Annotated in this window: 24 protein-coding genes; 9 read left to right on the top strand and 15 right to left on the bottom strand. The window is 73.6% G+C overall.

The window, feature by feature from the left end; all coding sequences use genetic code 11:
• The first annotated feature begins 7 nt into the window (after window positions 1–7).
• Together KPL59_RS22415 and KPL59_RS22420 are read left to right on the top strand one after the other, a co-directional pair.
• Window positions 8–1,225 carry a CaiB/BaiF CoA-transferase family protein gene (locus tag KPL59_RS22415; protein ID WP_226352478.1) on the top strand — a complete coding sequence of 406 codons (1,218 nt, stop codon included), beginning with the start codon at window positions 8–10 and terminating at the stop codon, window positions 1,223–1,225.
• The gene (locus KPL59_RS22420; protein WP_226361870.1) at window positions 1,222–2,151 is read left to right on the top strand and encodes a hydroxymethylglutaryl-CoA lyase; all 930 of its coding nucleotides are present in this window, start codon (window positions 1,222–1,224) and stop codon (window positions 2,149–2,151) included. The genes KPL59_RS22415 and KPL59_RS22420 overlap by 4 nt, the downstream gene beginning before the upstream one ends.
• A 19-nt stretch (window positions 2,152–2,170) precedes the next feature.
• On the opposite strand, the gene KPL59_RS22425 is transcribed toward KPL59_RS22420, so the two are convergent.
• Window positions 2,171–2,938 (bottom strand): IclR family transcriptional regulator, encoded by a 768-nt coding sequence (locus KPL59_RS22425; protein WP_020627902.1) that lies wholly within the window; start codon window positions 2,936–2,938, stop codon window positions 2,171–2,173.
• Entirely contained in the window at window positions 2,935–4,341 is a 1,407-nt protein-coding gene (xylB, locus tag KPL59_RS22430) for a xylulokinase (RefSeq protein ID WP_226361871.1), read from the bottom strand. Before xylB ends, KPL59_RS22425 begins: the two co-directional genes overlap by 4 nt.
• 72 nt (window positions 4,342–4,413) lie before the next feature.
• Between xylB and KPL59_RS22435 the strand changes: the two genes are divergently transcribed.
• Genes KPL59_RS22435 through KPL59_RS22445 form a run of 3 tightly spaced genes read left to right on the top strand, consistent with a single transcriptional unit; the run spans window position 4,414 to window position 6,429 of the window.
• Window positions 4,414–4,611, top strand: coding sequence for a hypothetical protein (locus tag KPL59_RS22435; RefSeq protein WP_020627900.1), 198 nt, complete (start codon window positions 4,414–4,416; stop codon window positions 4,609–4,611).
• Between the two features lies 1 nt (window position 4,612).
• A complete protein-coding gene (locus KPL59_RS22440) occupies window positions 4,613–5,371 on the top strand; it encodes an SDR family NAD(P)-dependent oxidoreductase (protein ID WP_226361872.1) in 759 nt (252 codons plus the stop codon).
• Window positions 5,359–6,429, top strand: coding sequence for a phosphotransferase family protein (locus tag KPL59_RS22445; RefSeq protein WP_226361873.1), 1,071 nt, complete (start codon window positions 5,359–5,361; stop codon window positions 6,427–6,429). The genes KPL59_RS22440 and KPL59_RS22445 overlap by 13 nt, the downstream gene beginning before the upstream one ends.
• On the opposite strand, the gene KPL59_RS22450 is transcribed toward KPL59_RS22445, so the two are convergent.
• On the bottom strand, window positions 6,416–7,861 hold the full coding sequence (locus KPL59_RS22450; protein ID WP_226352474.1) for a cytochrome P450: 1,446 nt from the start codon (window positions 7,859–7,861) through the stop codon (window positions 6,416–6,418). The genes KPL59_RS22445 and KPL59_RS22450 overlap by 14 nt on opposite strands.
• A gap of 100 nt (window positions 7,862–7,961) precedes the next feature.
• Here KPL59_RS22450 and KPL59_RS22455 point away from each other — a divergent pair, with 100 nt between their 5' ends.
• A complete protein-coding gene (locus KPL59_RS22455) occupies window positions 7,962–8,543 on the top strand; it encodes a TetR family transcriptional regulator (RefSeq protein ID WP_158071502.1) in 582 nt (193 codons plus the stop codon).
• A 26-nt stretch (window positions 8,544–8,569) separates the two neighbouring features.
• On the opposite strand, the gene KPL59_RS22460 is transcribed toward KPL59_RS22455, so the two are convergent.
• Window positions 8,570–9,481 carry a LysR family transcriptional regulator gene (locus KPL59_RS22460; protein WP_226352473.1) on the bottom strand — a complete coding sequence of 304 codons (912 nt, stop codon included), beginning with the start codon at window positions 9,479–9,481 and terminating at the stop codon, window positions 8,570–8,572.
• 89 nt (window positions 9,482–9,570) lie between these two features.
• Here KPL59_RS22460 and KPL59_RS22465 point away from each other — a divergent pair, with 89 nt between their 5' ends.
• Both KPL59_RS22465 and KPL59_RS22470 read left to right on the top strand, forming a co-directional pair.
• Entirely contained in the window at window positions 9,571–10,365 is a 795-nt protein-coding gene (locus KPL59_RS22465) for an alpha/beta fold hydrolase (RefSeq protein ID WP_226361874.1), read from the top strand.
• 10 nt (window positions 10,366–10,375) lie between these two features.
• On the top strand, window positions 10,376–10,912 hold the full coding sequence (locus tag KPL59_RS22470) for a carboxymuconolactone decarboxylase family protein (RefSeq protein WP_226352471.1): 537 nt from the start codon (window positions 10,376–10,378) through the stop codon (window positions 10,910–10,912).
• Between the two features lie 107 nt (window positions 10,913–11,019).
• Here KPL59_RS22470 and KPL59_RS37100 read toward each other — a convergent pair whose 3' ends face one another.
• The 6 genes from KPL59_RS37100 to KPL59_RS22500 are packed head-to-tail and all read right to left on the bottom strand — an operon-like array spanning window position 11,020 to window position 16,385.
• Complete coding sequence (locus KPL59_RS37100) at window positions 11,020–11,688, bottom strand: GntR family transcriptional regulator (protein ID WP_020627892.1); 669 nt, start codon at window positions 11,686–11,688, stop codon at window positions 11,020–11,022.
• 55 nt (window positions 11,689–11,743) lie between these two features.
• Window positions 11,744–13,354: an ABC transporter ATP-binding protein gene (locus tag KPL59_RS22480; RefSeq protein WP_226361875.1), complete on the bottom strand. Its 1,611-nt coding sequence runs from the start codon at window positions 13,352–13,354 to the stop codon at window positions 11,744–11,746.
• Window positions 13,351–14,226: an ABC transporter permease gene (locus tag KPL59_RS22485; protein ID WP_149664376.1), complete on the bottom strand. Its 876-nt coding sequence runs from the start codon at window positions 14,224–14,226 to the stop codon at window positions 13,351–13,353. Before KPL59_RS22485 ends, KPL59_RS22480 begins: the two co-directional genes overlap by 4 nt.
• A complete protein-coding gene (locus KPL59_RS22490; RefSeq protein ID WP_308187939.1) occupies window positions 14,223–15,182 on the bottom strand; it encodes an ABC transporter permease in 960 nt (319 codons plus the stop codon). Before KPL59_RS22490 ends, KPL59_RS22485 begins: the two co-directional genes overlap by 4 nt.
• Window positions 15,179–16,111 carry an ABC transporter substrate-binding protein gene (locus KPL59_RS22495; RefSeq protein ID WP_308187940.1) on the bottom strand — a complete coding sequence of 311 codons (933 nt, stop codon included), beginning with the start codon at window positions 16,109–16,111 and terminating at the stop codon, window positions 15,179–15,181. The genes KPL59_RS22490 and KPL59_RS22495 overlap by 4 nt, the downstream gene beginning before the upstream one ends.
• Before the next feature lie 10 nt (window positions 16,112–16,121).
• Window positions 16,122–16,385: a transposase family protein gene (locus tag KPL59_RS22500; RefSeq protein WP_308187941.1), complete on the bottom strand. Its 264-nt coding sequence runs from the start codon at window positions 16,383–16,385 to the stop codon at window positions 16,122–16,124.
• A gap of 88 nt (window positions 16,386–16,473) precedes the next feature.
• On the opposite strand from KPL59_RS22500, the gene KPL59_RS22505 reads away from it, so the two are divergent.
• Window positions 16,474–16,746 carry a transposase family protein gene (locus tag KPL59_RS22505; RefSeq protein ID WP_226361877.1) on the top strand — a complete coding sequence of 91 codons (273 nt, stop codon included), beginning with the start codon at window positions 16,474–16,476 and terminating at the stop codon, window positions 16,744–16,746.
• Here the strand turns inward: KPL59_RS22505 and KPL59_RS22510 are convergent.
• The 5 genes from KPL59_RS22510 to KPL59_RS22530 all read right to left on the bottom strand — a co-directional run bounded on the left by KPL59_RS22510 (window position 16,739) and on the right by KPL59_RS22530 (window position 21,485).
• Window positions 16,739–17,503, bottom strand: a complete 765-nt coding sequence (locus KPL59_RS22510; RefSeq protein ID WP_226361878.1) for a transposase — start codon at window positions 17,501–17,503, stop codon at window positions 16,739–16,741. The genes KPL59_RS22505 and KPL59_RS22510 overlap by 8 nt on opposite strands.
• A 92-nt stretch (window positions 17,504–17,595) precedes the next feature.
• Entirely contained in the window at window positions 17,596–18,333 is a 738-nt protein-coding gene (locus tag KPL59_RS22515; protein ID WP_226361879.1) for an ABC transporter substrate-binding protein, read from the bottom strand.
• Between the two features lie 115 nt (window positions 18,334–18,448).
• Complete coding sequence (locus KPL59_RS22520; RefSeq protein WP_226358291.1) at window positions 18,449–19,099, bottom strand: LUD domain-containing protein; 651 nt, start codon at window positions 19,097–19,099, stop codon at window positions 18,449–18,451.
• A complete protein-coding gene (locus tag KPL59_RS22525; protein WP_226361880.1) occupies window positions 19,096–20,649 on the bottom strand; it encodes a lactate utilization protein B in 1,554 nt (517 codons plus the stop codon). Before KPL59_RS22525 ends, KPL59_RS22520 begins: the two co-directional genes overlap by 4 nt.
• Window positions 20,646–21,485 carry a (Fe-S)-binding protein gene (locus KPL59_RS22530; protein ID WP_226361881.1) on the bottom strand — a complete coding sequence of 280 codons (840 nt, stop codon included), beginning with the start codon at window positions 21,483–21,485 and terminating at the stop codon, window positions 20,646–20,648. The genes KPL59_RS22525 and KPL59_RS22530 overlap by 4 nt, the downstream gene beginning before the upstream one ends.
• Between the last annotated feature and the right edge of the window lie 60 nt (window positions 21,486–21,545).

Below are 21,545 nucleotides of genomic sequence, written 5' to 3' on the forward strand. Positions count from 1 at the left end.
GAGAGTCGTGTCGCAACTTCCGCTGTCCGGGGTCCGGGTGCTCGAGCTCGGCAACTACATCGCCGCCCCCACCGCCGGTCGCCTGCTCGCCGACTTCGGCGCCGAGGTGATCAAGGTCGAGCGCCCCGGGACGGGCGACGAGGTCCGCAACTGGCGGCTCTACGCCGGGGACACCTCGATGCTGTACCGGACGCTGAACCGCAACAAGCGCTCGGTCACCCTCGACATGCGCTCGGCCGCGGGGAAGCAGGCGGTACTGGACCTGGCCGCCCGCTCCGACGTGGTGCTGGAGAACTTCCGGCCCGGCACGCTGGAGCGCTGGGGACTGGGCCCGGCCGAGCTCGACGCCGTCAACCCCGACGTCGTGCTCGTGCGGATCTCCGCGTTCGGGCAGACCGGACCGCTGTCGTCGCGGCCGGGGTTCGCCGCCGTCGCCGAGGCGATGGGCGGGCTGCGCGCGCTGGTCGGGGAGGCCGACCGGCCGCCGTCGCGGACGGGGGTGTCGATCGGGGACTCGATCGCCGGGCTCTACGGTGCGTTCTCCGCGATGATGGGCCTCTACCAGCGCGAGAGCCGCGCCGACCGGCCCGGCCTGGACCGGCGCTGCATGGACGTCGCGCTCAACGAGGCCGTGTTCTCGATGATGGAGTCGCTCGTCCCCGACCACCTCGCCTACGGCGTCGAGCGGCGTCGGGTCGGCGGGCGGATGGAGGGCATCGCCCCGTCCAACGCCTACGTCTGCGCCTGCGGCGGCAGCGTCGTCGTCGCCGGCAACGGCGACTCCATCTTCGGCCGGCTCATGACCGTCATCGGCCGCGCCGACCTCGGGACGGACCCGGAGCTGGCCACCAACGCCGGCCGCTGGGCGCGCCGCGACGAGCTCGACGGCGCCATCGAGGCCTGGACCCGCTCGCTGCCCCGCGACGAGGTCCTCGCGAAGCTGGAGGAGGCCGGGGTCCCGGCCGGGCCGATCCACTCCGCCGCCGACATCGTCGCCGACGAGCAGTTCCGCGCCCGCGACATGGTCCAGTACTTCGACGTCGACACCGGCGGTGACGAGCCCGCCCGCGTCGGGTTCCCCGGCATCGTGCCGGTGCTGGGCGACCGCTCGGTCCCGGTCCGCTCGGTCGGGCCCGACCTGGGCGCCGACACACACGACGTGCTCGGGGGTCTGCTCGGGTACACCCCGGACACGATCCGGGCCGCATCGGGGGAGGACGCATGAGCACCGACGGGATCGTCCTGCGGGACGTCACGCTGCGCGACGGGCTGCAGCTCACCGGCAAGCCGCTGCCCACCGACCGCAAGGTCGAGCTGGTCCGCGCGCTGCTCGGTGCGGGCGTGCCGGAGCTGGAGATCGGGTCGCTGGCCCGCGGTGACCTGGTGCCGCCGCTGGCCGACACCCTCGACGTCGTCGCCGCGCTCACGCCGGAGGAGCTGGAGCGCTGCTGGGTGTGGGTGGCGACGCCGCGGCACGTGCAGAGGGCGGTGGCGGCCGGTGCGCGCAACGTCCAGTACTGCTTCTCCGTGTCCGACGCGCACAACAACGCCAACGTCGGCCGCGACACCGCCGTCTCCCTCGACGCGATGCCGCAGGCCGTCGAGTACGCGCGCGCCGCGGGCGGACGCATCCAGCTGTGCCTGGCGACGGCGTTCACCTGCCCGTTCGACGGGCCCGTTGACCCGGACCGGGTGCTCGGGATCGTCGCCGACCCGCGCACCGCGGGCTCCTGCGACGTCGTCGTCTGCGACACGCTCGGGCAAGCGAACCCGGCCGAGGTCGGGTCGCTGGTCGGGCGCGTCGCGGCGGTCGCCGACGGCCGCCGCGTCGCCTTCCACGGCCACGACACCTGGGGCCAGGGCGTCGCGAACGCCCTCGCCGCCGTGCAGCACGGCGCGACCGTCCTCGACGGCGCGCTGGGCGGCCTCGGTGGCTGCCCGTTCGCGCCCGGGGCCAGTGGCAACACCGCCAGCGAGGACCTGCTGTTCGCGCTGCGCCCGGACTGGCTGACCCCCGCCGTGCTGGCCGGGCTCGTGACGTGGTCGGAGGACCTGCTCGCCGAGCTGGGGGAGCCGATGCGCTCGGCGACCGCGCGCGGCGTCCGCTCGAACGCCACGGCGTTCCCCTGGACGGCGGGGCCCCGCGGCTGAGCCTCCGGCGCGCGCCGGGTCAGCCCGGCGGGCGCCCGCCGAGGGTCCGGGTGAGCCGCTCCGCGGCCCCGACCAGCAGGTCCACGCACTTCTCGCACTCCGAGCGGCCGAACCGGATGGTCGGTCCGCTGATCGTGAGCGCCGCCGCGACCTCGCCGGCGTGGTCGAAGACGGGGGCGGAGAGCCCGGAGCCGCCGTCGTCGCGCTCGGCGACGGTGATCGCGAACCCGTCGCGACGGGTGTCGGCGAGCAGCTCGCGCAGCCGCTGCGGGCTGGTCACCGTGTGGTCGGTGAGGGGCTCCAGGGGACCGGCGAGCACCTGCTCGGCCAGCTCGGGGGCCCAGGCCAGCAGCACCCGTCCGGCCGAGCCGGTGTGCAGCGGCACGATCCGCCCGACGTGCATCTCCCGGCGCAGCGCGTGCCGGGTCTCGGCGACGGCGACGCACACCCGGTGCCCGCCCTCGGCCCGGAACAGCGCCGCCGTCTCCCCGGTGGTGTCGCGCAGCTCGCGCAGCAGTGGCCCGGCGAGCTCGAGCAGGTCGACCCCGCGGGCCGCGGCTCCGGCCCAGTAGGCCATCCGGATCCCGATCCGGACCCGGTCCCCGACCCGGTCCAGCAGCCCCTCGGCGACCATGTTGGACACCAGGCGCTGCACCGTCGAGGTCGGGATGCCGGTCGCCTGCTGGATCTCGCCCAGCCCGAGCACCGGGCGCTGCAGGGTGAACGCGTCCAGGATGTCGGTGATCTTGCCGAGGACCAGGAGCCGCTTCGGGCCCTCGGTGGTCATGCCGCGACCCGGTCCAGGAACGCCCCCGCCGCCTCGCGGTAGCGCTCCCACGCCGCCGGAGCGGGCTCGGCCTCGTAGCGCGCCGGTTCCGCCCCGGCGCTCCACGACGGCGGGGTCGCCCCGCCGTGCAGCGCCCACGCGGCCTGCCGGGCGGCGCCGTCGGCCACGTACTCACCGGGTTCGGGCACCCGGACCGGCACCTCGAACACCTGCGCGGCGATCCGGCAGACCGCCTCGGAGCGGGCCGCCCCGCCGACCAGCGTCACCCCGGACACGGTGACGCCCTGCTCGCGCAGCGCCTCCAGCCCGACCCGCTGCGCGGACAGCATGCCCTCGATCGCGGCCCGGGCCAGGTTCTCCCGGGTCCCCGACGCCAGCGTCCAGCCGTGCAGCGCGCCGGTCGCGTCGGGCAGGTTCGGGGTCCGCTCGCCCTCCAGGTAGGGCACCACGACCAGCCCGCCCGCGCCCGGCTCGGCGGCGAGCGCCAGGCGGCCCAGCTCGTCGTGGTCCACCCCGAGGAACCGCCGGGTCGCATCCAGCACCCGGGAGGCATTGAGCGTGCACACCAGCGGGAGGTAGGCGCCGGTGGCGTCGGAGAACCCGGCCACGATCCCGGACGGGTCCTGGGCGCGGCGCTCCGAGCGGGCGAACACCGTGCCGGAGGTGCCCAGCGAGACGACGACGTCCCCACCGGCGTCGACCCCCAGCCCGGCGGCCGCGTTGTCGCCCGCCCCGGCGGCGACCCGGATCCCGCCCGGCCCGTCGACGGACTCGGCCGGGCCGAGCAGCCGCGGCAGCGTCGGTGTCGACCCGAAGAACCGTTCGAGCAGTTCGGGGCGGTAGTCGACGCCGTCGAACCAGCCGGTGCCCGAGGCGTCGGACCGGTCGGTGACCAGCTCGTCGAGCCCCGCGCCGCCGGGGACGCCGCCACCGCGGAGCCGCCAGGTCAGCCAGTCGTGGGGCAGGCACACCGCCGCGGTCCGGGCGGCGTTCTCGGGCTCGTGGCCGGCGAGCCAGCGCAGCTTGGCCAGGGTGATCGAGGCGACCGGGACGACGCCGGTCGTCTCCGCCCACTGCTGCGCGCCGAACTCCTCGACGAGCTCGCGGGCGGCCGCCGCCGAGCGGGTGTCGTTCCACAGCAGCGCGTCGCGCACGACCTCGCCGCGCTCGTCGAGGCAGACCATGCCGTGCTGCTGGCCCGCGACCGACACCGCGGCGACGCCGTCGAGGCCGCCCGCGTCGTCGATCGCGGCCTGCAGCGCCTCCCACCAGAGCCGGGGCGCGATCTCCGTGCCGTCCGGGTGCGCGGCGCGCCCGGACCGGACGAGCTCGCCGGTGTCGGCGTCGCGGACGACGACCTTGCAGGACTGGGTGGACGAGTCCACCCCGAGCACCAGTGCCATGGGCCCCAGCCTGCCATCGTCGGCGCGGCGCGGCGGGAGACAGGCGGGGCGGATCGGTGCCAGGGTGGTCCCATGAGCGACGAGCAATGGTTCTACTGCCTCAAGCACGGCACCGTGGAGACCGCCGACGGCTGCCGGTCCGCCGACCGGCTCGGCCCGTACCCGGACCGGGCCACCGCGGCCCGCGCGCTGGAGATCGCCAGGGAGCGCACCGAGTCCGAGGACCGCAAGGACCGGGAGTGGAACGCCGGGAGCTCCGGGGCGTCCTGACATGAGCGGCAGGACGGAGGGTGGCCGGGTCGTCGTCGTCACCGGCGGGAGCCGGGGGATCGGACGGGCGGCCTGCGCGGCGTACGCGGCCCGCGGGGACACGGTCGTCGTCGCCAGCCGACGGGCCGAGGCGTGCACCGCACTGGCCGCGGAGCTGACCGCGCGGCACGGCGTGCCGGCGCTCGGCGTCGGCTGCCACGTGGGCCGCTGGGCGGACTGCGACGACCTGGTGGACCGGGTGCTCGCCGAGTACGGCCGGGTCGACGTGCTCGTGAACAACGCCGGCATGTCCCCGCTCTACGGGTCGCTCACCGAGGTCACCGAGGAGCTGTTCGACAAGGTCCTCGCGGTGAACCTGCGCGGCGCCTACCGGCTCGGTGCCCGCTGCGGGGAGCTCATGGCCGCGGCGGGCGGCGGCGCGATCGTGAACGTCTCCTCGGTCGCGGCGGTCATGCCCGGCCCCGGGGAGCTGCCCTACGCGCTGGCCAAGGCCGGGCTCAACGCGCTGACCGTCGGGCTGGCCCGCGCGTACGCGCCGTCGGTGCGGGTCAACACGGTGATGCCCGGTCCGGTCCGGACCGACATCGCCGAGCACTGGACCGAGGAGTTCCGTGCGCACGTCGCCGGCACCGTGCCCGCCGGACGGGTCGGGGAGGCGGCCGAGGTCGTCGGCGCGATCCTGTACCTGACCGGCCCGGACGCCGGGTACACCACCGGCGCCACGATCAAGGTCGACGGCGGCATGGCGTGGTCGACGTGAGCCCCGCGGACCCGTCGGGTGTGGTCGACCGGACCGCGCTCGCGGCGTGGCTGCGCGGACAGGGGTTCGGCGAGTGGTCCGGCGAGCTGGAACCGGTCGGCGGCGGCACCCAGAACGTGGTGCTGCGCACCGTGGTCGACGGCAGACCGCTGGTCCTGCGCTCGTCGCCGGTGCACCCGCGACCGGAATCGGCGCGCACCATCGCCCGCGAGATCACCGTGCTCGGCGCGCTGCGCGGCACCGACGTGCCGCACCCGGAGCTCGTCGCCGCCTGCACCGACACCGATGTGCTCGGCAGGCCGTTCTACCTGATGACCGACGTGGACGGCGTCAACCCCGGCGAGCGGGTCTCGCCCGAGCAGGCCGCGACCCCGGCGCTGCGGCACGGCGCGGTGCTCGACGTGGCCCGGGCCGCGGCCCGGCTCGGCCGCCTCGACCCGGCCGCGGTCGGGCTGGACGGGCTGCGCCGCCCCGGTCCGTTCCTGGAACGGCAGGTGCCGCGCTGGACCGCGCAGCTCGCGTCCTACTCCGAGGTGCCCGGCTACGACCCCGGCGACCTGCCCGACGTGGCCGTCGCCGCGGACTGGCTGACCCGTCACCGCCCGCCCGAGCCGGAACCGGGCGTCGCACACGGGGACCTGCACCTGAACAACGTGCTGCTGGACCGCACCCGGCCGCGGGTGGCCGCACTCGTCGACTGGGAGATGTGCACCGTCGGCGACCCGCTGCTCGACCTCGGCTGGCTGCTGGTCACCTGGCCGGTCGACCCGGTCGGGTTCGGCGCGGGGACCGAGCTCGCCGGGCACGGCGGTCTCCCCACCCGGGCCGAGCTCGTCGCCGCCTACACCGACGCGGGCGGCCGCGACACCACCGACATCACCTGGTACGCGGGGCTGGCCGCGTTCAAGCTGGGCGTCGTGCTGGAGGGCACCTGGGCACGGGTCGCCGCGGGCGAGGCGGACCGCGCGGTGGGGGAGCGGCTGCACGCCGCGGCCGTCGCGCTGCTGGAGCTGGCCGTGCGGATCGCCCGCGACGAGTGGGCCGTCAGCGCGGGGTGAGCCGCACCGGGATCCCGCCCACCGGCACCGGCAGCGAGGTGTTGTCCCAGCGCAACCGGTAGGACGGCTCGACGGCCCACCGGTACCGGCGCAGCATCTCGTGCAGGATGGCGGTGACCTCGAGGGTCCCGAAGTGCAGTCCGATGCACTTGTGCACGCCGCCGCCGAACGGGATCCACGCGTCGCGGTCGGAGCGGTCCTCGCGCCGGTCGGGCCCGAACCGCTCGGGGTCGAAGCGCTCCGGGTCGGTCCAGCAGGAGCGGTCGTAGTGGTTCACCGCCTGCGCGACGACGACCCGCGTCCCGGCCGGGACGTGGTGCCCGGCCACCGCGGTGTCCTTCACCGCCGTCCGCATGACCACCGGGACCGGTGCGTCGAGCCGCAGCGCCTCCCGGATCACCAGGTCCAGCGACGTCAGCTCGCGCAGCTCGGCCACGGTCGGGACGCGGTCCCCGATCCGCTCGGCGAGCGCGTCGGACTCGGCGCGGCAGCGTTCCTGCCAGACCGGGTTGCGGGCGAGGTGGTGCGCCGCCGAGGCCGTGGTGGTGGTGGAGGTGTCGTGGGCGGCCATCATCAGGAAGATCATGTGGTTGACGACGTCGTCGTCGGAGAACGCCTCGCCGTCGTCGGTGCGGGCGTGGCACAGCGCCGAGAACAGGTCGGTCCCCTCGCCCGCGCGCTTGGCCGCCAGGTTCTCCCGGAACCAGTTCTCCAGCACGACCCGTCCGCGCAGCCCGCGCCGCCAGCGGGTCCCGGGCAGGTCCTTGCGGACGAAGGAGTTCGCCGCCCGGACGCAGTCGACGAACGCCCGGTTCACCGCCTCCGCCTCGGGACCCGAGCGGGCGTCCATGAACACCGCCTGCGCCACGTCCAGGGTGAGCCGCTTGAGCGCCGGGTAGAGCCGCAGCCGCTCCGGCCAGGTCGGCAGCACCTCGCGCACGACCGGGGTGGTCGCGGCGACGTAGCGGGAGATCCGGTCCGCGGTGAACGCCTCCTGCATGATCCGCCGGTGCGCGCGGTGCTCGTCGAAGTCCAGCAGCATCAGCCCGCGGTGGAAGAACGCGTCGACCGTCGCGCGCCACCCCTCCTGGGAGAACGCCTTGTCCCGGTTGGTGAGCACCTCCCGGGTCGCGGCCGGGCCGGTCACGACGATCGCCCGGCCGTTGGGGGTGCGCATCCACCAGACCGGGCCGAGTGCCTCGGAGCGGGCGCGGGTGAACCGGTGCCCGAACCGGACGTAGGTCAGGGCGTGACCGAGAACGGGGAGCCCGTCGTCGCCGGGCACCTCGCGCAGCCCCTCGGGTGCCGGGCCGAACGCCGCGGGGCGCCGGCCGCGCACCGCACCGCTCAGCAGCGACCGGTCGACCGCCTCGGGCGCGGGCAGGGTGAGGACGGACGACCAGCGCTCACGCGCCTGCTGCACCAGCTTCACGGGCTTGCTCCTCGGACGTCGACGGCGGTGTCCCGGCCGAAGTTAGACACTTCTGACGAAACTGTCCAGATGATGGACGGGCCGTGCGATGATGTCGGCCATGAGCGAGCGGCGGACGATGGCGCGGCGAGCCCGCGACGAGCTGCGCGGCGAGGTGCTCGACGTCGCCGAACGCCTCGCGGTCGCGGGGGAACGCCCGTCGATGCCCGAGCTCGCCCGCCGGGTCGGGGTCAGCCGGCAGACCCTCTACAGCGAGTTCGGCGACCGCGACGGGCTCGCCGCCGCCCTGGTGCTGCGGGCCACCGACCGGTTCCTCGACCGGATCGAGGCCGCCCTCGACGGCGAGACCGACCTGCACGCGGCCTGGGTCGCCGCCGTCGGCGCCGCGCTCACCGAGGGGGCCGAGAACCCGCTGCTCAAGGCCCTGCTCAGCGGCGACGCGGCGGTCCCGTCCGCGTTCGGCACCGACTCCGGCCCGATCATCGCGGCCGCGGCCGAGCGGTCCGCCGGATACCTGCGCCGGGTCCGGCCCGGGGCCCGCGAGCACGACGTGCGACTCGCCGCGGAGACCGCCGCCCGGCTCACGGTCAGCCACCTGGTGCTCCCCGCGGGCCCGGCGTCGCGCTCGGCGGAGGACATCGCGACCGTGGTGGTGCGGACGCTCGGCGACGACGGGGTGTGAGCTCGTGGGAGGTCGTCCCGACCCGGTCACGGCGTGGCAGGCGGGCTGCCGGCCTCCCCGGCGGCGTGCCGGACCAGACGGATCAGCCGGGTGGCGGCGGCGGACGGGGGCCGGTCGCGTGCGGTGATGAGGGAGACGACGAACTCGGGATGCGGTGAGAGGTCGACGAGCCGACGGCGGACCGGCTCGGGCGCCGAGGACGGCGCGATCAGCGCCAGCCCGAGCCTCGCGCGGACCAGTTCGGCGACGGTGGCGACGTCTCCCACCTCGATGACCACCTCGCGTGCGACACCGTGGGCGGCGAGGACCCGGTCGACGCTCTCCCTGCTGCCCCAGCCGGGAGGGACATCGATGAACGACTCGCCGCGGAGCTCGGTGAGGGACACACGCTCACGACCGGAGAGCCGGTGCCCGGGCGGGCAGGCGAGCCGGATCGGTTCCCGGAACAGCTCGTGCGCCTCGATCGCCGGTGGGCACGCCGTGGGATCGACCGCGGCGAGGGCGAGGTCGAGGCGGTGCTCGCGCACACCACGCACGAGCCCGACGGTCCCGTCGGGTGCGGTGCCGAGGCGGATCGTCACCCGGGGCCACTGCTGATGGAACCGCTGGAGCAGCGCCGCCAGGTCGACACCGGGCAGGGCGTGCATGATCCCGACGGCGACGGTGCCGCGGATCCCCCCGGTCACCTCCTCGACGGCGTCGCGGGCGGAGGCGGCCGCGGCCAGCGTGGTGCGGGCGGGCGCGACCAGGGCCGCGCCCGCGTCGGTGAGCGCGACCCGGCGGGTGGTCCGCTCGAACAGCACCGCGCCCAGGTCACGTTCGAGCGCCCGGACCGCGACCGAGACCGCCGACTGCACGAGGTGCACGGACTCGGCGGCGGCGGTGAAGCTCCCGGTGTCGGCGACCGCAAGGAAGATCTCGAGCTGGCGCAGCTCCACGGCGCTCCCCGATCCATGAATCCGATGAATAGGTCTCAGGAAAACCTATCGTTGGACGTGATCGGTGTCCGCAGGTGACAGTCGTCGTCGTGGACGACAGCACCTTCTCGACGCGGACCGTCAACCTGGTCCGCACCGGCCCCCGCGGCGGCACCCCGGTGGTCCTCCTGTACTCTGCCGGGCTGGACCTGACCTACTGGGATCGTCAGATCGCGGCCCTGGCGCCCGACCGGGACGTCGTCGCGGTCGACCTGCCCGGCCACGGGCGGACCACCGGCGACCCCGGCGACTGGCAGCTCGATCGCGCGGTCGGGTTCGTGCGCCGAGTGCTGGCGAATCTGGAGGCCGACCGGGTCCATCTGGTCGGGCTGTCACTGGGCGGGATGCTCGCCCAGGCCACCGCCGTCGCGGACCCGGGCGTCACGGCCTCGCTGACGTTGATCGACACCGCGGCCTCGTTCTCCGACGCCGGCCGCGCGGCGATGCGGGCCCGGGCCGCGCAGGCGCGTACGCAGGGCATGACGGCGGTGCTGGAGGGACTGTTCGGGCACTGGTTCACCGCCGACACCCGCGCCCGGCGCCCGGACGTGGTCGAGCGCGCCACCCGCACGCTGCTCGCCCAGGACCCGCAGGTGCACGCCGCGATGTGGGAGATGATCGCCGGCTTCGAGCTCGCGGCCGACCTCCCCCGGATCGCGTGCCCGACGATGGTCGTGGTCGGGGAGCACGACTCCAGCTCGCCGGTCCCCGCGTCCCGGCAGCTGCGCGACACCATCCCGGACGCCCGGCTGCGCGTGGTGCCCGCCGCCGCCCACCTCGCACCGTTGGAGAAGCCCGACACCGTCACCCGCCACCTGGTCGGGTTCCTCGACCAGGTCGCCTGAGGAACCCGCGATGGCCCGCATCCCGCTGCCCGAGCCCGCCGACATGGACCCCCGTCACCGCGCCCAGTACGAACGGTTCCCCTCGAACCTCACCCGGACCCTGACCCTCATGGACTCCCGGCTGTCCGAGGCCCTGCCGGAGACGGCCAACGCCCTGCGCGCCTCCGCGCTGGCGCCCGCCTGGCGCGAAGGGGTCATCCTGCGCGTCGCCGCCCTCACCGGAAGTGCCTACGAGCGGTGGCAGCACCTGGACCAGGCGCGTCAGCACTGGTCGGACGAGCAGATCGCCGTCATCGAGACCACCGCGGGGGCCGACCGGTCGGTGCTGCCCACCGGGTTCGCCCGCCTGCTCGACCTGGTCGACCTGCTCGTCCCCGGCCTCCCGATCCCCGACGACGTCCTCGCCGCCGTACGCCGGACCCTCGACGACCGCGACCTGGTCACCGTCATCGTCCTGGTCGGGCACTACCTCACCGTCGCCCGGCTCACCACCGTCCTCGGCGTCGACCTGGACCCTGCCCCGGACACCTGGACCCACGAACACTGACCCTCAGCCCGGCCCGACGGTCCGCGGCAGGTCCGCACGCCGGCCCACGCCGGCGAGGCCGATCGGCACTGTCCGGTGCCGGGGAGGCCGACGGCTCGACGACCCGCTCAGCCCACCCCGCGGTGATGGCGCTCGGCGCGTTCGACGTGTGCCCGGGCCAGGGCCCCCGCCGACGCCGGATCACCCGCCGCGATCGCCGCGAGGATGGCCCGGTGCTCGGCCCACGACCGCGGACCGGCCACGGACACCCCCATCGCGTAGATCCATTCGATCCGGTCGGAGACGTGCCGCAGCAGCGACGGGAGCGACGCCGACCCGCTGTGCTCGGCGATGGCGAGGTGGAAGCGCGTGTTGAGCTCCGGCAGCCGTTCCGTCCGGCCGGACGCCAGCTCGGCCTCGCCCTCGGCGACGAGCAGCCCCAGCAGGTCCACCACCGCGTCCTCGCCCCCGGCCACCCGCGCCGCGCAGCGGGCCGCGGCGATCTCCTCGATGGTGCCGCGCACGGCGAACAGGTCCTCGGCGTCGGCATCGTCGATCGTGGCGACGGTGGCACCCTGATTCGGACGGACCTCGACGAAACCCTGGACGGCGAGCGTGCGCAGCGCCTCGCGCACCGGGACGCGCGAGACCCGGTAGCGCTCGCACAGCCGGGCCTCGGTCAGCCGCTCGCCCTGGGCGAGCACCCCGGTCACGATGTCCGCCCGCAGCGCCGCGAGCACCCGCCGCGCCTTGCCGTCGGCCGAGCCGTACCGGTTACCGCCGTCCTGCCCGTCCACCCGGACCCACCTCCTCGCCGCCGGTGCAGTGTGGACGCACGTCCCCGTCCGGTCGTCAGGGGGTGGCGCCGACGTCGCGCCCGGGGATCGCGGCGAGCAGCTCGCGGGTGTAGTCCTGCGCGGGGGTGTCGACCACGCGTGCGGTCGGGCCCTGCTCGACCACGGCGCCCGCGCGCAGCACCACGACGCGGTGGGCGACCTGGCGCACGACCGCGAGATCGTGGGTGATGAACAGCAACGAGACCCCCAGGTCGCGTTGCAGGCCGGTCAGCAACTCCAGGATCTGCTCCTGCACCAGCACGTCCAGGGCGGAGACGGCCTCGTCGCACACGACCAGCTGCGGCCGGGCGGCCAGCGCCCTGGCGATCGCGACCCGCTGCCGCTGGCCGCCGGACAGCTCGTCCGGGCGACGTGCTGCCACTCCCGACGGCAGGGCCACCTGGTCCAGGAGCTCGGCGACCCGGTCGCGCCGCGACGCGGTGTCCCCGATCCGCAGCACCCGCAAGGGCTCGTCGACGATCCGGGCGACCGTGGACGTGGGGTCCAGCGAGCCGTAGGGGTCCTGGAACACCGGCTGCATGGTGCGGCGCACCATCGCCCGGTCCCGTCGTGACGAGCGGAACGGATCGGTACCCGCCACGGTCACGGTGCCCGCCGTCGGCCGGTCCAGCCCGAGGACGATCCGCGCGGTCGTCGTCTTGCCCGACCCGGACTCCCCGACGAGGGCGGTGGTGGTGCCGGCGTCGACGGTGAACGACACGTCGTCGACGGCGCGGACCCGTTCACGTGAGCCGCGCACCCGGAACTCGCGGACCAGGCCGGTCACCTCGAGCACCGGTCGCGGCGGCGCGGGTGGATCGGCGGCGCGGGTCCCGCCGCCGATCGCGGGTGCGGCGGCGACCAGACGGCGGGTGTAGTCGTCGTCGGGCCGGGTCAGGATGCGCTCGGCCGGCCCGGTCTCGACGACGTGGCCCTCGTGCATGACCACCACCCGGTCGGCGCGCTCGGCGGCCAGCGCGAGGTCGTGGGTGATGAGCAGCATTGCCGTGCCGCGGGCGTCGGTCAGCCCGGCGAGGTGGTCGAGGATCCGCCGCTGCACCGTGACGTCGAGGGCCGAGGTCGGCTCGTCGGCCAGCAGCAGGTCCGGCTCCGCGGCGAGCGCCATCGCGATCAGCACCCGCTGCCGCATGCCTCCCGAGAACTCGTGCGGGTACTGCCGCGCCCGGCGCGCGGGGTCCGGGATCCCGGCCTCGGCCATCAGCTCCACGGCCCGGTCCCGCGCCGCCCGGCCGCGCGCCAGCCGGTGGGTGGTCAGGGCCTCGGCGATCTGCGCCCCGACCCGGTGCACCGGGTTCAGGTTGGACATGGGGTCCTGCGGGACGAGACCGATCCGCGCCCCGCGCAATGCCCGCAGCCGGGCCTCCCCGGCGGTGGTGAGGTCCTCGCCGTCGAAGAGGATCCGCCCGCCGGTCACCCGCCCGGTCCCCGGCAGCAGGCCGAGCGCGGCCGCCGCGGCGGTCGACTTCCCGGACCCGGACCCGCCGACGACGGCGACCTTCTCCCCGCGGCCGACCGCGAGGTCGACCCCGTGCAGCACGTCGGTGACGGTGCCGCGGGAGTCGGCGTACCCCACCCGCAGACCGCGCAGCTCCAGCAGCGCGCTCACTGTCGTGCCCCCGGGGACAGGGCGTCGCGCAGCGCGTCGCCGACGAGGTTGAACGCCAGGCAGATCAGCAGGATCGCCAGACCGGGGAACACCGCCGACCACGGAGCCCGGTAGAGGTACTGCTGGGCGTCGGACAGCATGATGCCCAGGCTCGGGTCCGGTGGCTGGATCCCGAGGCCGAGGAACGACAGCAGCGCCTCGCCGATCACCGCCACCGGCATGATCACGGTCGCCTGCACGATGACCGAGGACGCCGCGTTGGGCAGGACGTGGGTCAGCAGCACCCGCGGTCCCGAGGCGTTCATCGTCTTCGCCGCCAGCACGAACTCCCGTTCCCGCAGCCGCAGCGTCTCCGCGCGCACGACGCGGATCATCGTCGGCACCTGCGCCACACCGAGCGCGATCGCCGCGCCGCTCAGGCTCGCGCCGTGGATCGCGGCCAGTCCCACCGCGACGATCAGGAACGGGAACGCCAGGGTCAGGTCGGTCAGCCGCGACACCACGACGTCGGCCGCCCGCCACCATCCGGCGGCGAGCCCCAGCGGCGTGCCCACCAGCACGGCCAGCGCGACGGCGAGCAGTCCCACCTGCAACGACGCCCGGGTGCCGTACAGGATCCGGGACAGCACGTCGCGGCCCAGGTCGTCGGTGCCCAGCGGGAACCCGACGGTGCGCGGCAGCTGGAACGGGGTCTCGAAGTGCACCGCGCCGGGGGAGTGGGGCGCGAGGACCGGGGCGAGCAGCGCGGCCAGCACGACCAGGACGAGCAGCACCCCGCCGACGAGCCCGGAGCGGCTCCGCAGGAACGCGGCGAGCACCCGGCCGCCGGACGGCGCGGTCGGCTGGGGCCCGACGGGTTCGACGGCGGTCATCGCGACCTCCCCTCGACCCGGACCCGCGGGTCCACGACCGAGTAGAGGACGTCGACCGCCAGGTTGATGACGATGTAGGCGAGCGTCACGACGAGCACCACTCCCTGGATCACCGGGTAGTCCCGGGTGAAGACCGAGTCGAGCGTGAGCTTCCCGAAGCCGGGCAGCCCGAAGATCCGCTCGGTGACGACGGCGCCGGACACGAGCCCGCCCAGCTGCAGGCCGACGATCGTCAGGACCACGAGCAGGCTGTTGCGCAGGGCGTGCCGCAGCACCACGGCGCCACGGGACACTCCCTTCGCCCGCGCGGTACGCACGAAGTCGGCGGTCAGGGTGTCCACCATGGACGCACGGGTCTGGCGCATCACGATGGCGGCGAGCCCCGTCCCGAGGATCAGCGCGGGCAGGGTGAGGTGCCACAGCGCGCGCAGCGGGTCCTCGGTGACGGCGACGTAGCCCGAGGCGGGGAACAGCCCGAGCCCGACCGCGAGGTAGAGGATCGCCAACAGTCCGAGCCAGAAGTTCGGCACCGACAGCGAGACCAGCGACAGCCCGCTGACGGCCGCGTCCACCCCGCGTCCGCGGTACACCGCGGCCAGCGTCCCGGCGGCCATCCCGGCGGCGACGGCGACGACGATCGCGTACAGCGACAGCCACGCCGTGACCGGCAGTGTCGCGGCGATCAGCTCGGTCACCGGCGTCCCGGTCCGGGTCGACTCGCCCAGGTCCCCGGTCAGCGCGCTGCCCAGGAACCGCAGGTACTGCTCGACCAGCGACCCGTCCAGGCCGAGCCGGTCGCGGATCGCGGCGACGGTCTCCGGTGTCGCCTCCTCCCCGGCCAGCGCCAGCGCCGGGTCGCCGGGCAGCGCCCGGACGCCGGCGAACACGACCACCGAGGCCAGCAGCAGGGTGACCAGGCCCTGCCCGGCCCGCACCGCCAGGTAGCGCAGCGTCAGCCCACCTCGCCGTCGACGAACGCGGCCCGGCTCAGCCGCACGACGCCGTCGGCGAAGGTCTGCACGCCGACGACGTCCGCGGAGTGCGCCGTGAGGTTCCGCAGGCGGTACAGGTAGATGATCGGGTTGTCGCGCTGCACCCGTTCCACGACCTGTCCGTAGAGGGCCGCCCGGGCGGCCGGGTCGATCGTCGCCGCGGCCCGGCGGATCAGCTCGTCGACGCCTGCGTCGGAGTAGCCGGAGTAGTTGCTGCCCGCCCCGGTGGTGAGGAACGAGGCGATGTTGCCGTGCGGGTCCACCCGGCCCGACCAGCCCAGCTGCAGCAGGTCGAAGTCGCCACGGTCCTGGACGTCGAGCAGCGTGGAGTACTCGACCGGCTCCACGGTGATCGCGAACCCGCCCTGGGCGACCGCGGCCTGCAGCGCCTGGGCCAGCCGCAGCGTGTCCGGGGAGTTGGAGACCTTCATCGTCACCGGGTACGGCACCGGGGCCCCGGCACCGGCCAACAGCCTGCGGGACTCCTCCGGGTCGTAGGGCGGGCAGGCGTCGCTCGCCGGGCTCGCGTAGGTGCTCCCCGGCGGGATCGGCGAGCAGGCGGGCTCGTACCAGTTGTTGAACACCGCGTTGACCAGCACGGTCCGGTCCACCGACAGGGCGAGCGCCCGTCGCACGCGCGGGTCGCGCGCCAGCGGGGTGTCGATGCGCCCCGGCGGGTTCCCGGTGCCGGCGGTGTTGCCGACGTTGACCGTCATCGCCTGGTAGCCGAGCGAGGGGATCTGCAGGACACTCACGTCGGTCTCGCGGGACAGCGCGTCGACGTCCTGCGGGGAGATCGTGTCGGCCACGTCGACGTCCCCGCTGCGCAGGTTCGCCGCCCGGATGTTGGCGTCGTTCATGATCCGGTAGGTGATCGAGTCCAGGAGGCTTATTCAGGCTCCGTCAGGTAAGTGTGTAGAAGATGAGTCCGATGACTGCCGAGATTGTCGTTTTAAATGTGGCGTAGGGCTGCCGGTAGTCTGTGTGGAGAACTTTCCACGTTTTGATATGGGCGATGACTCGTTCGATGGTGGCGCGTGTGTGGTTGAGGCTCTTGTTGAATGTTTTTTGCCAGTCGAGAAGTTCCCGGCCGGGTGGTTTTTTGAACGGGGTGAGCATGCCGCGCCCGATGTATCGAGGCTTATTCAGGCCCCGTGAAATAACGATCTAGCCCGGCGTGTCGGGTTGGGCGACAGCCCGTCCATCGCGAATATTGGTTTGCCGAATCAATCCGAGATGAACGGGCTGCCGCAGTATGTACTATACCACTGGTTTCCGGCGTGATGAAATTCAGGATCTTGTCGCTATAGTGTATGAGCAGGATCAGCGGGACGCGACGGAGGCACGTTTGTCTTGGCCGCCGGTTCTGGGGTTGTTCTGGTCGGTGGTGATCACGTTGGCGTATCTGCGCGGGAATCGTGTGCAGTGGGAGTTGGCGGAAACCTATGGGGTGTCGCAGTCGACGGTTAGTCGAGCGATCACGGGGGTGACACCGTTGCTGGAGGCTTATTCAGGCTCCGTCAGGTAAGTGTGTAGAAGATGAGTCCGATGACTGCCGAGATTGTCGTTTTAAATGTGGCGTAGGGCCGCCGGTAGTCTGTGTGGAGAACTTTCCACGTTTTGATATGGGCGATGACTCGTTCGATGGTGGCGCGTGTGTGGTTGAGGCTCTTGTTGAATGTTTTTTGCCAGTTGAGAAGTTCCCGGCCGGGTGGTTTTTTGAACGGGGTGAGCATGCCGCGCCCGATGTATCCTTTATCGCCGATCGGGGGGGATGTGGCGAGGTGGTCGAGGGCGCCGGATTGGTCGAGGCAATATAGGTCGTGTCGGGAGCCTGGGGTCGGGTCGGAGATCCACGACAGCTGCCCTTCCAGGGTGGCTGCGACCTGGACGACGACGCCGGTGGTGCGATGCTTGCCCGACCACAGACCCGGCACCGCGGCCCATGACCAGCAGGGCAGCAAGGTTCCATCGATGATGTACTGCCGATCGGCACGAAGCTCCTCTGCCGTCGGAACGACACTCCGCAGCGCCTGTGCCAGCAACGGTGTCACCCCCGTGATCGCTCGACTAACCGTCGACTGCGACACCCCATAGGTTTCCGCCAACTCCCACTGCACACGATTCCCGCGCAGATACGCCAACGTGATCACCACCGACCAGAACAACCCCAGAACCGGCGGCCAAGACAAACGTGCCTCCGTCGCGTCCCGCTGATCCTGCTCATACACTATAGCGACAAGATCCTGAATTTCATCACGCCGGAAACCAGTGGTATAGTACATACTGCGGCAGCCCGTTCATCTCGGATTGATTCGGCAAACCAATATTCGCGATGGACGGGCTGTCGCCCAACCCGACACGCCGGGCTAGATCGTTATTTCACGGGGCCTGAATAAGCCTCCAGGTGGACCTCGTCGGCGGCGTAGTAGAGCGGGTCCCGCACGACGGTGATCGAGGTCTGCGGGATGCGCTCGGCGAAGCGGAACGGTCCGACGCAGACCGGGTCGGCGGAGAACTCGACGCCGGGCCGGGCCAGCGCGGTCGGGGACATGATCATGCCCGCGCGGTCGGCCAACGACGCCGTCAGCGGCGCGAACGGTCGCTGGTAGCGGATCCGCACCGTGCGGGGTCCGGTCGCGTCGATGCCCGCGACGGGGCCGAGCTCGGACCGGCGGCTCGAGTCCGGCAGCGTGAGGTGGCGGCGCAGCGTGGTGACGACCGCGGCGGCGTCGAGCGGGGTGCCGTCGGCGAACCGGACCCCGTCCCGCACGGTGATCTCCACCGACCGGCCGTCGGCGCTGACCGTCGGCAGCGCGGTCGCGAGCTGGGGGAGCACCGTGCCCTCGGCGTCGATGTCGTAGAGCTTCTCGCAGATCGAGCTCATGACGTAGCGCGTGTAGAGCGACGACGACGTGGTCGGGTCCAGGCGGTCGGGTTCGCTGGACAGCCCCATGACCAGGTCACCGCCGTCGCGGACCGGGGTACCGGGGGAGACGGCCACGCCGGGGACCACCGGACGCGGGGGTGCCGGCAGCACCGGCTGCACGGCGATGCAGCCGGTCAGCAGCAGGGCACCGAGCAGCACCACCGCGAGTCGAACCGTTGTATACATTGCCGGCGACCGTACGGCCGTCCGGACGGCCGCGATAGCCCTTCCGGTGTCACGATCACGTTTCCGGATCCCCACCCCGACGCCGGGCCACCTGGCCGGTGGACCCGACGAGGTGTCAGTCCCCGACGATCACCACGTGCAGTGTCCGCGGCCCGTGCACGCCCTCGACCCGGTCCAGTTCGATGTCGCTGGTCGCGCTCGGCCCGCTGATCCAGGTGTGCGGCCGCACCGGGTCCAGCGCCGCCACCGCCTCCGGCACCCCGGCCACGATCTGGTCGGCGCGGATCACGCAGACGTGCAGGTCGGGGACCAGGGTCGCGGCGCGGCGGCCCTGGCCCGGTCCGTGGTCGAGGATGATCGTGCCGGTCTCGGCGATGCCGATGGCGGCCGTCGACAGCACGCCGTCGCACCGGTCCAGCTCGGCCACCGCGACGCCCGGCCCGTCGGTGACGACCTCGACGTCGGCGGGAACCAGCCCGGCCGGGAAGCCCGGTGGCACCAGGATCCGCAGCGGGCCGGAGCCCGCGAGCGGGGTCCGGCCCGCCAGCGCGCCGGCGACCCGCGCCGCCGCGGTGTCCGGGCCCGCCCGCTCGACGACGGCGCGGTAGTCCGCGACCCGCTCGTCGAACAGGTCCACGACCTGCGCGTGCGACAGTGACCGGTCGGGAACCGGGCGGACCACCTCGACGTCGAGCACCGGCTCGACGTCGGGGACGTCGGACAGGGCCCGCCGGGCCTTCACCAGGATCGCCTCACGCGCGCTCATGCCCCGCCCCCGTCCCGGCCGCCGTCGGTGTCGATGGTCCGGCTCCGACCGCCGTCGGTGTTGATGGTCCGGCTCCGTCCGCCGTCCGTCCGCTTCCACCACTCCCGGAACGACTCCTCCGCCGGCACCGGGACGTCGCGCGAGTCCGCCCACGGGCTCGCCGGACCGGGGACCGCGCCCAGCACGGTCCGCCCGCCGGGGGTGGTGCGTCCCAGCCGCGAGACCAGCCGACCACCGAACCCGGCCGCCTTCTCCGCCGCGCCGGTCCGGGTCGCCGAGGACAGCGTCCACGACGCCGCCCGCATCGCGACGTCCTGCACCGAGGGCACCCGGCTCGCCCGCTGGTGCGCGTCGACGACCTCGGCGCGCAGGTGCACCAGCACCTCGGGGATGTCGATGCGGACCGGGCAGACCTCGAAGCACGCCCCGCACAGGCTGGAGGCGTAGGGCAGCGAGTCGGTCTGCGGGTCGCTGCCCACCCCGCGCAGCTGCGGGGTGAGGATCGCGCCGATCGGGCCCGGGTAGACCGAGCCGTAGGCGTGCCCGCCGGTGCGCTCGTAGACCGGGCACACGTTCAGGCAGGCCGAGCAGCGGATGCAGCGCAGCGCCTGCCGCCCGGTCGGGTCGGCGAGCACGTCGGTACGGCCGTTGTCCAGCAGCACCACGTGCACCTCCTGCGGCCCGTCGCCGGGAGTGACCCCGGTCCAGGTGGAGGTGTAGGGGTTCATCCGCTCGCCGGTCGAGGACCGGGGGAGCAGCTGCAGCATCACGTCCAGGTCCTGGAAGGTGGGCAGGACCTTCTCGATCCCGACCACCGACACCAGCACCTCGGGCAGGGTCAGGCACATCCGGCCGTTGCCCTCGGACTCGACGACGGTGAGCGTCCCGGTCTCGGCGACGGCGAAGTTCGCCCCCGACACCGCCACCTTCGCCCGCAGGAACTTCTCCCGCAGGTGCTCCCGGGCGGCGGCGGCGAGGCGCTTCGGCTCGTCGGTCAGGTCCGCGGGCGCGGCGCGTCCGGCGCGGCCCATCTCGCGCAGGAAGATCTCCCGGATCTCCGCGCGGTTGCGGTGGATCGCCGGGACCAGGATGTGGCTGGGCAGGTCGTCGCCGAGCTGCACGATCAGCTCGGCCAGGTCGGTCTCCCAGGCGTGGATGCCCGCGGCCTCCAGCGCCGAGTTGAGGTCGATCTCCTGGGTGGCTATCGACTTGACCTTCACGACCTCGTCGGTGCCGTGGCGCCGCGCGATGTCGACGACGACGGCGTTGGCCTCGGCGGCGTCGCGCGCCCAGTGCACGGTGGCCCCGGCCGCGGTGAGTGAGCGTTCCAGCTGCTCCAGGTAGTCGGGCAGGTGCCGCAGCACCCGGTTCTTGATCGCCTCACCGGCCAGCCGCAGCTGCTCCCAGTCGTCGACCTCGCCGACGACGCCGGCCCGCTTGGTGCGGATGACCCCCGTCGCGTGCGCGAGGTTGCGGCGCAGCTGCGAGTCCTCCAGCGCGTGCTTCGCCGCGGTCGGGAACGACGGGGTGCCGAGGAAGGTGCCGCTCACCGGGCCACCCCTCCGGCGCGCAGTTCCGCGGAACGTGCCTCGACACGGCTGCCGACGGAGCGCTCGTCGCCCGCCCGGTCGTCCCCGGCGACCACCGGCTCGGTCTGGGCCAGCACCTCGGCCAGGTGCATGACCCGCATCCCCGACCGCTGCCGCGACAGCAGCCCGCCGACGTGCATCAGGCAGGAGTTGTCCCCGGCGACGAGCACCTCGGCGCCGGTCGACCGGACGTGGCGGGCCTTGTCGTTGCCCATCGCGATCGAGGTCTCGGAGTTCTTCACCGCGAACGTCCCGCCGAACCCGCAGCACTCGGCCGCGCCCGGCAGGTCGAGCAGGGTCAGCCCGCGGACCGCGCGCAGCAGCCGGGTCGGCCGGTCGCCGACCCCGAGCATCCGCAGCGAGTGGCAGGTCGGGTGGTAGGTGACGCGGTGCGGAAAGTACGCCCCGACGTCGACGACGCCGAGCACGTCGACCAGGTACTCGCTCAGCTCGTAGACCGGCGGTGCCGCCTCCACGCCGCGGACCAGGCCGGGGTCGCCGGAGCGGCGCGCGACCAGGCCGTGCTGGTGGCGCACCGAACCCGCGCAGGAGCCGGACGGTGCGAGGACGGCGTCGTAGCCGGCGAAGGCGTCGAGGTGGTTGCGGACGAGCGGGACGGCCTCGTCGAGATAGCCGGTGTTGACCATCGGCTGCCCGCAGCAGGTCTGGGCGGCGGGGAAGTCGACGTCGACGCCGAGCCGGCGGAGCAGGGACACGACGGCCCGGCCGGTGTCCGGGAACAGGGCGTCGTTCAGACACGTGACCATGAGGCCGACGCGGGGCGGTGGGATCGGCATGGCGCCTCCGGTGACGTGGTGGGACGGAGGGTGTGGTCCGACCAAGGTAACGGTATGGTC

It is taken from the genome of Pseudonocardia sp. ICBG1142, assembly GCF_020496255.1.
Classification (GTDB): Bacteria; Actinomycetota; Actinomycetes; order Mycobacteriales; family Pseudonocardiaceae; genus Pseudonocardia.

Excerpts from the sequence above, each read along its gene's own strand:
- KPL59_RS22515 (WP_226361879.1), bottom strand. The coding sequence starts at position 18,333 with ATGTATACAACGGTTCGACTCGCGGTGGTGCTGCTCGGTGCCCTGCTG.
- KPL59_RS22440 (WP_226361872.1), top strand. The coding sequence starts at position 4,613 with ATGAGCGGCAGGACGGAGGGTGGCCGGGTCGTCGTCGTCACCGGCGGG.
- KPL59_RS22510 (WP_226361878.1), bottom strand. The coding sequence starts at position 17,503 with ATGTACTATACCACTGGTTTCCGGCGTGATGAAATTCAGGATCTTGTC.
- KPL59_RS22435 (WP_020627900.1), top strand. The coding sequence starts at position 4,414 with ATGAGCGACGAGCAATGGTTCTACTGCCTCAAGCACGGCACCGTGGAG.
- KPL59_RS22505 (WP_226361877.1), top strand. The coding sequence starts at position 16,474 with ATGTACTATACCACTGGTTTCCGGCGTGATGAAATTCAGGATCTTGTC.
- KPL59_RS22485 (WP_149664376.1), bottom strand. The coding sequence starts at position 14,226 with ATGACCGCCGTCGAACCCGTCGGGCCCCAGCCGACCGCGCCGTCCGGC.
- xylB (WP_226361871.1), bottom strand. The coding sequence starts at position 4,341 with ATGGCACTGGTGCTCGGGGTGGACTCGTCCACCCAGTCCTGCAAGGTC.
- KPL59_RS22420 (WP_226361870.1), top strand. The coding sequence starts at position 1,222 with ATGAGCACCGACGGGATCGTCCTGCGGGACGTCACGCTGCGCGACGGG.
- KPL59_RS22520 (WP_226358291.1), bottom strand. The coding sequence starts at position 19,099 with ATGAGCGCGCGTGAGGCGATCCTGGTGAAGGCCCGGCGGGCCCTGTCC.
- KPL59_RS22455 (WP_158071502.1), top strand. The coding sequence starts at position 7,962 with ATGAGCGAGCGGCGGACGATGGCGCGGCGAGCCCGCGACGAGCTGCGC.
- KPL59_RS22470 (WP_226352471.1), top strand. The coding sequence starts at position 10,376 with ATGGCCCGCATCCCGCTGCCCGAGCCCGCCGACATGGACCCCCGTCAC.
- KPL59_RS22425 (WP_020627902.1), bottom strand. The coding sequence starts at position 2,938 with ATGACCACCGAGGGCCCGAAGCGGCTCCTGGTCCTCGGCAAGATCACC.
- KPL59_RS22530 (WP_226361881.1), bottom strand. The coding sequence starts at position 21,485 with ATGCCGATCCCACCGCCCCGCGTCGGCCTCATGGTCACGTGTCTGAAC.